Origin of the sequence: Streptomyces flavofungini (assembly GCF_041028215.1) — a bacterium.
Lineage (GTDB): Bacteria > Actinomycetota > Actinomycetes > Streptomycetales > Streptomycetaceae > Streptomyces > Streptomyces flavofungini_B.
This window is the reverse complement of sequence record NZ_JASKYR010000261.1, coordinates 1-9892: the sequence shown is the minus strand read 5'-3', so window position 1 is coordinate 9892 and position 9892 is coordinate 1. Positions and strand designations below refer to the sequence as shown.

Here is a 9892-nt window from a genome sequence, read left to right as displayed (position 1 = left end):
ATCTACACATCGGGGACGACGGGAAACCCCAAGGGAATAGCCGTCGAACACCACTCCATCGTCAATACGGTGACGTGGCGCAACTCCTACTACGGATTCGGCCCCGACGATGTGACCCTGGCCATTCCAAGACCGTCGTTCGACAGTGCGGTGGCGGACACCTTCTGTGCCCTCACCTCCGGAGCGCGACTGCTCCTGCCGCGCAGGGACCGCATCACCGACCGCCCCTATCTGACGGGTCTGATGGAGCATCGGGGCGTCTCGCACTTCCTCATCACCCCCGCGCTCTACCGGCGTCTGCTCGGCGGCATGGAGGCCCAGCGGGTGAAATCCCTGCGCAGCGTCACGATAGCGGGCGAATGGTTCGCTCCGAGCCTGACCCAGGAGCATTTCCTGCGCCTCCCTGAAGTGCGTCTGTACAACGAGTACGGCCCGTCGGAGAACGCTGTCTGCTCCACCGTCCACCCCCTCGCGGCCACCGACGAGAGCGTGCTCATCGGAAAGCCGATCGACAACACCGAGGTATTCGTCCTCGACGAGGACGGCGCCCTGGTGGAGCCGGGCGGTATCGGCGAACTCCATCTCGCAGGGGAGAATGTCGCCCGGGGTTATCTGGGCAATCCCGAACTGACCGCTGAGCGGTTCATCACGCCCTCCGTACCCCCGGCCGCGGGAAAGCGGCTCTACCGCACCGGGGACATCGTCCGCCTCCTTCCGGGCGGCGATCTCCAGTTCATCGAGCGCCGTGACGGACAGGTCAAGATCCGCGGCCGACGGGTGGAACTGGGCCACGTGGCGCAGATCCTCTCCAAGGACGACACGGTGCGCCACGTGCACCTGGTGCGGCGCGACACCGACTCCGAGACGCCGCTCCTGATCGCCTTCGTCGAGGGCCCCGAGGCCCGCGACCTCGACCGGTTGCGCGCACTGGCACGGGACAACCTGCCGGAGTACATGGTGCCTTCCGCGTTCGTCCCGGTCGACGCCGTGCCGCTGACCACGCACGGCAAGGTCGACGAGGCGGCCCTGAGCGTCCTGTACGAAGCGGCCGTCGGCCGCGGCGGCCCCGAGCCGCAGCCGACGACGGAGACGGAAGCCGTGCTCCTCGGCATCTGGCAGAAGCTCTTCACGCCCCTGCGCATCGGCCTGGACGACGACTTCTTCGACCTCGGCGGCGACTCCCTGGGCGTGATGGACCTCGTCTCCGGCGTCGAGGAGCACTTCGGGGTCCAGCTCGACAACTCGGCTGTCTACACGGACCGGACGATCCGGAGTCTGGCCCGCATCATCGAGAACCGACCGAACGACAAGGCGGACGCATCTTGAGCGGAAAACGCGGTACGGATTCCCTATTCACCGGTGTCGACTACGACGTGGTCATCGCGGGCGGCGGCCTTGCCGGGCTCTGCCTGGCCAAGCAGCTCAAGGACGCGTACCCGGCGCTCTCCGTCCTCGTCTGCGAGCGTGAGCGCTCCCCGATCCCGCTGTCGGCGTTCAAGGTGGGCGAGTCGTCCGTCGAGGTGGGCGCGTACTACTTCGCCCAGGTCATCGGATTGCGCGACTACCTTGAGGAGCAGCAGCTGGAGAAGCTGGGCCTGCGGTACTTCTACGGCGGCGGCTCCGGGCTCCACGAGGAGGCCGAGTTCGGCGTCGAGCGCTTCCTGCCCGCGAAGTCCTACCAGCTCAACCGGGGCTCCCTGGAGGAGCATCTGCGCGTGGTGGCGCAGGAGGCCGGGGCCGTGCTCACGCAGGGCGTCAAGGTCCTGGACATCGAGCTCGGCGAGGGCGAGGCGCCGCACAAGGTCACCTACCAGCCCGAGGGCGACGGCGAGCAGGGGCCGACCACCGTCACCGGACGCTGGGTCGTCGACGCCACGGGCAGGCACCGGCTGTTGCAGCGCAAGCTCGACCTGACCAAGCGCTACCCCAAGCCGCACAACTCGGTCTGGTTCCGCCTCGAAGGCCGTCTCGACACCGACGAGGTGGTCGGCGCCGAGCACACCGAGTGGCACGACCGCATCCGCGAGCCGCGGTGGAACTCCACCAACCACTTCATGTTCGAGGGCGGCTGGGTCTGGGCCATTCCGCTCGCCCCCGACCACACCAGCGTCGGCATCGTGGTCTCCGACGACCTGCACCCGGTGACCAAGTTCAACCGGATCGAGAAGGCCATCGACTTCGTGGTCGAGCGGGTCCCCGGCTTCGACCCGGCCATCCGCGAACTGCCGGTCCTGGACTTCCGCGTCCTGAAGAACTACAGCCACTCCTCGCAGCAGGTCTTCTCGCAGGACCGCTGGGCGTGCGTCGGCGACGCCGCGGTCTTCGCCGATCCGTACTACTCGGTCGGCTCCAACCTGATCGGCTACGCCAACAGCTTCGTGACCGAGATGGTGGGCCGGGACGCCGGTGCGACCTTCGACGAGGGCTTCGTCCGCTACGCCAACCGGTGGTTCCTCTCGCTGGCCGAGGGGCTCACCATGAACATCCAGGGCTCGTACGCCTTCCACGACAACGCGGTGATCATGTCGTTGAAGACGATCTGGGACTACTACGTGGGATGGTCCTTCTCCGACCCGCAGTTCTACGGCAAGACCTTCCTCGACGAGTCGGCGAGCACCACGCTCAGCGCGCTCGGCGCCCACGCGGTGGCCACCCAGGGCACCATCATGAACCTGTTCAAGGCCTGGTCGAGCAGGTACCAAGGGGTCTTCGAGTTCGACTACATCGACTACTACGACGACCTGCCGACGCTGGCCCGGCTGTTCACCCAGAATCTGCCGGGCCCGGAGACACCGCCCTTCGGCGAGGTGCTCACCAGCGTCCGCGACGGCCTGGAGCGCATCGAGGAACTGGCCCACGTCATCTTCTACCTGGCGCTCGAAGACGCGCTGCCCGAGCGCCTGGAGGAGATCCGCGGCCGGGGCTGGCTCAACGTGTCCGCGCTGAGCCTGGACCCGGAGCGCTGGGAGAAGGACGGCCTGTTCGCGCCGAAGAGCAAGCCGCGCCTCGATGAGGTCAAGGCGCTGGAGGAGGAGCTGCGGGCCCTGTACCGCACTCCCGCGGCCGTCACGCGGTAGCGGGCGGGCCGGCGCGGGCCGCACACGCCGAAGGGGCGGAGGGGGCGACACCCCCTCCGCCCCCTCCGTGGTTCAGAGCCTGTGTCATCTCCCCGGCCGGGCGTGCGCCGCCTGGCCGGGGATATGACACAGGCTCTCAGCGCCGGGTCCGTCCCGCGGTCGTCACGGCTTTGGCGGAACCGCCGGGAGCGCCGACCGGGCCGTGGCCGCCGCCGATCGTCTCGTTCTTCCCCCAGACGCGCTCGACCAGCCTCAAGAGGGGCTGGGTGAGCAGCGTGGTGGCGATCGCCATCAGCACGAGCACGGTGTAGAGGGGGCCGCTCAACAGGCCCGCCTGGAGTCCCGCCTGGAGGGCGATGAGCTCGGTGAGCCCCCGGGTGCTCAGCAGGACACCGATGGTCATCGAGGTCCTGCTGTCCAGCTTGGACATGCGGGCCGCGAGCGCGCCTGGCAGCACCTTGGCGAGGACCGCGAGCAGCGTGACGCCGACGAGGACGCCCATGGCGGTGCCGTCCAGGGCGCCGATCGAGACGCTCCGGCCCGAGACCACGAAGAAGAACGGCAGCAGCAGCGATCCGATGCTGTCGAGCGAGCGCACCAGGTCGGGGCTGAGGGTGCCGTCGGGCTCCCGCGGGGTGACCACACCCGCCAGCAGTGCGCCGAAGATGACGTGCAGGCCGAGTGCGCTGGTCGCCCACGCGGCGGCGAAGGCGAAACCGGTCAGGACCGAGAGCCGGGCCGCCGAGGAGACACCCGGTGAGCGCAGGAGCCGCCGCAGCAGCAGCCGCGCGGGCCAGACCATCACGGCGATGAGCACGACAAGGAGGATCAGCCGCACCGGCAGGGACATCCCCGACCCGTCGCCGCCCGCCATGATGGTGCCGAGCAGGACCGCCCAGCCCACCACGTCGATCAGGCCCGCCGCCGAGACGGCGATGACACCGGGGACGGTGCCGGCCAGGCCGTTCTCCCGCACCACCACGATCAGCACGGGGACGGCCGTGATCGACAGCGAGATGGCCAGGAAGAGCACCGAGCGCGTCGAGGCGTCCTCGGGCAGCCCGAGCCTCTCCAGTGCGTCGTGGAAGAGCAGCACGGCGCCCGTACCCACCAGCATGGGGACGGCGAAGGCGGCGACCGCGACCGACAGCGTGGAGCGGGACCGGCCGCGCAGCAGGCCCAGGTCCAGTTCATAGCCGACGAAGTAGAGGAAGAGTACGAGGGCCACCTGGCCGAGCGCGGTCAGCATGGGGGCTATACCGGCCGGAAACAGGGTGTCGCCCACGGCCGAGGGAAGCTGCGACAGCAGACTGGGGCCAAGGGCTATACCCGCGACCAACTGGCCGATTATGGATGGTTGCCCGAGTTTCTTCGCCAGCATGCCCGCACCATGGGCGGCCGCCAGAATGACGGCGGTCGCCCCCATGAGATGGGTGATGGTCTCGTCCGGACTCATAGAAATCCCCCTGGGATCACTTTCACAGACGCGGAGTTGTTGAGCGCGATGGCCGAAATGCCCGACAGCCCTTGAGCGGATCAGGGCGTCCCGCGCTGAATCGTGGGTGAATGCCCCCGGCGGAGTGGAACTCGACGCGCTTGCAACGGGGGATGGTGCGCACACTCTAGCGGAGGGTGATCTCCGAAAGGAGGGAACTGGCCGTCTTGATCGGGAAGTTCGAGCCGATCACACAGGAAAGGTGTTGCGGGCCGTCCAAGGCTGTCGTAGCGTCAACTGCATTGAATGTCTGATGCGTAGGAGTCGGCCGAGGCCGGGGCGAGGTCATGTCGCCGCCCCGCATTGCGGCGACCCGGAATCGGACCACCCTCGCCCCCGTCCAGCAGCCGGTGCGACCTCCCCTTGTGTCCATCCGGCCAAGAACGCCTCCCGAAGGGCTCATCGCGTTGCGTCACTCATCGTCTTCGGCTGATTCGATCTACCCGCGGCCGCTGGAGGCCTACGGATGGTCCCCTGAGCTCGACGACCAGTTCACCTCCATGGCCGACGCCTCGTGCGTGCCGGGCCGGGTCATCCGGGTCGACCGCGGCCGCTGCGACGTCGTGATCGCCGACGGCGACTCCGGAGTGTCCCTCGTGCACGCGGACACCGGTCCCGTCGCCGACCCCGATCCGATGAAGATGCCGTGCACGGGCGACTGGGCCGCGGTCTCGGTCAGCGCCGCGGGCACCTTCGTCAAGGCCCTCATGCCGCGCAGCACGGCGATGGTCCGCTCCAGCGCCTCCCAGCGCTCCGAGGGCCAGGTGCTCGCCTCCAACATCGACACCATCGGCGTCGTCGTGGCCCTCGACGTGCAGCCCGACCTCGGCCGCATCGAGCGCTTCCTCGCCCTGGCGTGGGAGAGCGGCGCACAGCCGCTGCTGATCCTCACCAAGGCCGATCTCGCGGATGACGCCGAGGGAGTCCGCGAGACGGTCGAGCAGGCCTCGCCCGGGGTGGACGTGATGGTCGTCAGCGCCACCACCGACGAAGGCATGGACATCCTCGCCGCCGTACTGACGGGCACGAGCGTCCTGGTCGGACAGTCCGGCGCCGGCAAGTCCACCATCGCCAACGTCCTGCTCGGCCGCTCGGTGATGGAGACCCGGCAGACCAGGAGCGACGGCAAGGGCCGCCACACCACGACGACCCGGGAACTGATGCCGCTGCCCGGCGGCGGTGTGCTGATCGACACCCCCGGCATCCGCGGCGTCGGTATGTACGACGCGTCCGACGGCCTCCAGCAGACCTTCTCGGAGATCGAGGAGCTCGCCGAGGAGTGCCGCTTCCGCGACTGCGAGCACGTCGCCGAACCGGGCTGCGCGGTCCTTGAGGCCATCGAGGACGGCATGGTGCAGCAGCGCCGCCTGGACAGCTACCGCAAGCTGGTGCGGGAGAACGAGTGGATCGCCTCGCGCAGCGACGCCCGCCTGCGCCAGGACCGCCTGAAGGCCCTGAAGGCGCAGGGCAAGGAAGGCATGGCCAACATGCACGCCAAGCGCGGCTGACCTGACGCCACGGCCCGGCGGCCGAGACCGCCGGGCCGTCCCACCCCACCGAACTCCGACACCACACGACACGACACGTCAATCCTCAGTAATCGGCGCGCCCGCACGCGCCCTCTGCGGTGTTCGAAGCTGATGGCGGTTCACGCGTTGCGGAGAACGCCTCGGGGCCAACGGGCAGTTGTCTTCATTGATCCCCGAGCAAGGGAATGCGTTCATGACATCTGACTCTGCTGTGCCCGCCACCACGATCCGCCCGCGACGTCTGGGCACCGCGCCGTCCGCGCGGACCCGGGCCGGGATTCCGCTGACCGAGGAAGCCCTGAGCGGTCTGGCGAAGGTCTCCGGTGGACGCCCCCTCGAGGAGCTGGTCGGGCTCACCGCGGCGACCGCCGTGGTGGTCGGCTCGGCGGAGCACACCGACGAGCCCGTGGTCGCCGTGACGGGTCCCGCCGGTCCGGTGCTGTGCCCCGTCGGGCTCGGCGCGCCGGCCACCGTCGCGGATCTGATCAGGGCCGTCGACGCGGAGCTGAGGTCGGCGGCCGTGGCCGGCCTCCACGAGGAGCCCTTCGCCGGTGCCGTCCTCGTCCGGTCGGCCAGGGTCGGCAAGGCCCCCGCCGCCTCCGCGTCCCCGCCGGACCTCATCGCGCTGACACTGACCGAACCGGCCCCGGACGGCCGCCGCGAGCTCCAGGCCGAGGCCGGACCCGAACGCGCCGACGAGTGGTTCCTGCTCGTCCTGCTGCGGTCGGTGGCGAGCGCGCTCACGGCCTTCACCGACCCGCACGGAGCCGTCGCGGCACTGCCGCCGGGCGGACCGGACGACGTGGCGACGGCCACCGGCCTCGGCCGGCGCGCTTTCAAGAGCGAGACCGTCACCACCACTCTGACCGCGCCCATCGCCGAAGCGGTCGAGGCACACCCGGACCGCACCGCCGTCGTCGCCGGAGCCGACACCCTGACCTACCGGGAGTTCTGGCGGGCCGCTCAGGCGGTGGCCGCCCGGCTGCACGCCTCGGGCATCGGGCGCGGGGACCGCGTCGCGGTGCTCACCGGCAAGTCGCTGCACGCCGTGCCCGCGATCACCGGCACGCTGCTCGCGGGCGCGGCCTATGTGCCGCTCGATCCCCGCTCGCCCGCCCAGCGGCTGGCAGAGATCCTCGACGACGCCGCGTGCGCGGCCGTGCTCGTCGAATCCGGTATGCGCGACGCCCTGCCCGCCACGCTCACCTCGACCGTGCTCGACATCCGGTCGGCCACCGAGACCGAGGCGCTCGCGCCCCACGGGCCCGGACCGCGCCCCGAGGACCTCGCCTACGTGGTGTACACCTCCGGATCGACCGGCAAGCCCAAGGGCGTGGAGGTACGGCACCGCGCCATCGCCAGCTACGTGCACTGGAAGCTGGGCAACCACGCGATGGACCCCGACACCAGGCTGCTGCAACTGCCCTCGCTCGCCTTCGACAGCTCGGTCGCCGACCTCTTTCCCGTACTGGCCTCCGGCGGGCGCCTCGTCCTGGCGGACACGCACAAGCTGCTCCCGCGCCAACTCGCGGAACTCGCGGAACGGCACCGCATCACCCATATGACACTGGTGCCGAGCCTCTACCGGGTCCTGCTGGGCGAACTCCCCGCCGCCGCGGCCACGCTGCGCGCCGTCACGGTCGCCGGTGAGGCCACCACGCCCGACCTGGTGAGCAGGCACCACGAACTGCTCCCCGGTGTCCGCCTGATCAACGAATACGGCCCGACGGAGTGCTCCGTGGGCGCGACCGCGTTCGACCACGGCACCGACGCCGGACCCGGCCTGCCGATCGGACCGCCCATCGCCAACACCGTCGCCTCGGTGACCGGCGCCGACGGCCGCGCCCTGCCGACCGGCTTCATCGGGGAGCTCAGGCTCTCCGGACACGGCCTGGCGGACGGCTACCGCAACCGTCCCGAGCTGACGGCGGAGGCGTTCGTCGCCGATCCCGACGCCCCCGGCGGGCGGTGCTACCGCACCGGGGACCTCGTCTGGTGGCGCCCGGACGGCATGCTGGAGTTCGCCGGGCGCGCCGACGACCAGGTGAAGATCCGCGGCCACCGGGTGGAGCCGGGCGAGGTGGAGAGCGTCCTCGCACTGCTGCCGGGGGTCTCCCAGAGCGCGGTCGCCGTGGTGAGCGGCCCCGACGGGGCTCCGGCCCTCGCGGCCTGGCTGACGGCCGGGGACACCACGGTGGAGGAGATCAGGGCGCGGGCCGGTGCCGCCCTGGCCGCCCGCGATGGTGCCGACCTCCATCACCCTGATCGACGAGATGCCCCGCATGGTGAGCGGCAAGATCGACCGCGGCGCCCTGACGAAGCTCGCGGAGCAGGTCCCGGCCCCGCGGCAGGCGTCCGCCGCGCCGTCCGGCACCTCGACGACGGCGCCGGGCGGCGACGCGGTGGAGACGGCCGTGCAGGGCATCTTCGAAGAGGTCCTCGCCTCCGGATCCCTCGGCCCCGACAGCGACTTCTTCGACGAGGGCGGGCACAGCCTGCTCGCGATCGCCGTCCTCGACGCCATCGAGAAGGAACTGGGCGTGAGCGTGGACCTGGGTGACTTCTTCCTGACGCCCACGGTCCGCGAGGTGGCCGAACTGGTCCGCAAGGCCGAGTCGGAGCCCCGGGACTGACCCCTCCCGCACACGAAAGGCGGTGGCCCCGGTCCGGACCGGACCGGGGCCACCGCCTTGCGCGTCGTCTCGCGTACGGTCAGCGGATCAGCCGCTCAGCCGATCAGCCGGGAGCCGACGGAGCGGCGCATGGCGCCGGACCTGCGGAGGTCGTGGGTGACGTTGACGCGCTTGAGCCAGCGGTCCGTGCCGTCGTAGCGCGCGTCGAAGGCGGTACGGCTGTGCACCACCCGGTGGTTGTTCATGAAGACACAGCTGCCCGGCTCAAGCGCGCAGTCGACGAGACCGGCGTCGAGCAGCTCCGACACCGCGGCGAAGGCGCGTACGGCCTCCGGGTCCCGCGGCGGCGCGGACATGTGCGTGGCGTCGAAGCACAGCAGGGGGTGGGACCGGGAGCCGGTCAGGACGGGCACGAGGCCGAGCCCGTCGATGAGCCGCGCGATGTTCTCGAAGACCTGCCGGTCCTCCTCGGTGCGCACCGTGTTGTTCTCCGACAGGTGCGACTTGTCGGGGATGATGTGGAACCGGCTCTGGAAGAGGACGTCCAGGACGTCGTCCGGCAGTACGGAGAAGTCGGCCTCGGCGACGGTCACCGGCACGGAGTCCGGGTTGCGCAGCGACGACAGGATGATGTAGTCGGCGCGGTGGGGGTGGAAGGCGTCCTCGGTGTGCAGGGTCAGCGGCGTCTTGCTGCCCGTGCCGAGCAGCTCGTGCTCGTACTCCCGGATCGGGAACACGTCGTTGACCAGGTGACCGTCCTGCTGGGTGGCCCAGCCGAAGGGCTCACCGAGCAGCGCGCCGTAGAGGAGGACGAGGATCTCCTCGGGCAGCTCGTGGTGCACGCGCCGCTCGTCCTTCCAGTGCACGGGGGTGGGGCCGATGCGCTCGTCGTCCACGAGGTGACCGCTCACCGCGCAGAATCCGCGGCCCTGGTCCAGGGCGAAGGCGCGCAGGTACCGCCGCACCCGGTCGGGCAGCTCGGCGGCGAGCAACGGCAGGTCCTGGAGCCCGGGCCTCGGCCGCGCTCAGGCGCAGCTCCGTCGCTGTCTGGGGCGGGGTGGACGTGGTCATCATCGGTCTCCTCAAGTGCAGGGGCGTGAAAGGGCGGATCAGGCGTCGAACCGGAAGCCGCCGAAGGTCTGGGTCGCGCTGTATCCC

At 70.3% G+C, this 9892-nt stretch carries 6 protein-coding genes and 1 pseudogene; 5 read left to right on the top strand and 2 right to left on the bottom strand.

The genetic code is table 11. From position 1 onward, the window contains the following. Both AB8Z36_RS19220 and AB8Z36_RS19215 read left to right on the top strand, forming a co-directional pair. Positions 1 to 1326 (top strand): non-ribosomal peptide synthetase (locus tag AB8Z36_RS19220; protein ID WP_369214568.1); only part of this gene is annotated, 1326 nt, incomplete at its 5' end. Next, on the top strand, positions 1323 to 3077 hold the full coding sequence (locus AB8Z36_RS19215; RefSeq protein ID WP_369214567.1) for an NAD(P)/FAD-dependent oxidoreductase: 1755 nt from the start codon (positions 1323 to 1325) through the stop codon (positions 3075 to 3077). The genes AB8Z36_RS19220 and AB8Z36_RS19215, both read left to right, overlap by 4 nt. 136 nt (positions 3078 to 3213) lie before the next feature. Here AB8Z36_RS19215 and AB8Z36_RS19210 read toward each other — a convergent pair whose 3' ends face one another. After that, the gene (locus AB8Z36_RS19210) at positions 3214 to 4533 is read right to left on the bottom strand and encodes a cation:proton antiporter (RefSeq protein WP_369214566.1); all 1320 of its coding nucleotides are present in this window, start codon (positions 4531 to 4533) and stop codon (positions 3214 to 3216) included. A gap of 539 nt (positions 4534 to 5072) precedes the next feature. Between AB8Z36_RS19210 and rsgA the strand changes: the two genes are divergently transcribed. The 3 genes and pseudogenes from rsgA (at position 5073) to AB8Z36_RS19195 (ending at position 8734) form a co-directional block, all read left to right on the top strand. Then, entirely contained in the window at positions 5073 to 6080 is a 1008-nt protein-coding gene (gene rsgA, locus AB8Z36_RS19205; RefSeq protein ID WP_369214564.1) for a ribosome small subunit-dependent GTPase A, read from the top strand. Positions 6081 to 6294: 214 nt separating this feature from the next. Next, positions 6295 to 8217, top strand: a pseudogene (locus AB8Z36_RS19200) (amino acid adenylation domain-containing protein); the annotation flags it as partial. Positions 8218 to 8341: 124 nt separating this feature from the next. Continuing rightward, entirely contained in the window at positions 8342 to 8734 is a 393-nt protein-coding gene (locus AB8Z36_RS19195; RefSeq protein ID WP_369214563.1) for a phosphopantetheine-binding protein, read from the top strand. A gap of 95 nt (positions 8735 to 8829) precedes the next feature. Here AB8Z36_RS19195 and gntD read toward each other — a convergent pair whose 3' ends face one another. Next, positions 8830 to 9732: a guanitoxin biosynthesis L-enduracididine beta-hydroxylase GntD gene (gene gntD / locus AB8Z36_RS19190; RefSeq protein WP_369214569.1), complete on the bottom strand. Its 903-nt coding sequence runs from the start codon at positions 9730 to 9732 to the stop codon at positions 8830 to 8832. Positions 9733 to 9892: the final 160 nt, after the last annotated feature.

Bases quoted from the DNA above. Each gene is read 5' to 3' on its own strand.
- AB8Z36_RS19210 (WP_369214566.1), bottom strand. From the start codon at position 4,533: ATGAGTCCGGACGAGACCATCACCCATCTCATGGGGGCGACCGCCGTC.
- AB8Z36_RS19195 (WP_369214563.1), top strand. From the start codon at position 8,342: ATGGTGCCGACCTCCATCACCCTGATCGACGAGATGCCCCGCATGGTG.
- rsgA (WP_369214564.1), top strand. From the start codon at position 5,073: ATGGCCGACGCCTCGTGCGTGCCGGGCCGGGTCATCCGGGTCGACCGC.